Raw genomic sequence first — 272 nt, 5'->3', positions numbered from 1 at the left:
GGGAAACATTCGGCAGCGACAGGAACGCTTCCGGCACCTTCGGCTCGGCATAGAACACGTCGAGACCGGCAGCACCCACGGCACCGCTCTGAAGCGCCTGCAGAAGCGCATCTTCATCAACGCTGGAACCGCGGCCGACATTGACGAAAACGCCCTGCGGCCCTAGTGCGGAGAGGATTTCCGCGTTGATCACCTTATGCGTCTCCGGCGTGCCGGGCACGATGCAGATCAGGATGTCGACGGCTTCCGCCATCTCCTTCAGCGAGCCGTAA

At 62.1% G+C, this 272-nt stretch carries 1 protein-coding gene; it reads right to left on the bottom strand.

All coding sequences use genetic code 11. The annotated features are described in order from the left end of the window. A partial coding sequence (locus SB816_RS31745; RefSeq protein ID WP_410548214.1) for an NAD(P)-dependent oxidoreductase occupies positions 1-272 on the bottom strand: 272 nt, incomplete at both ends.

Origin of the sequence: Achromobacter sp. SIMBA_011, from assembly GCF_046535435.1 — a bacterium.
In the GTDB taxonomy this organism is placed as follows: Bacteria; Pseudomonadota; Gammaproteobacteria; order Burkholderiales; family Burkholderiaceae_B; genus Achromobacter; species Achromobacter dolens.
Note: the sequence above shows the minus strand (reverse complement) of the source record. Positions and strands in the feature narration are given on the sequence as shown.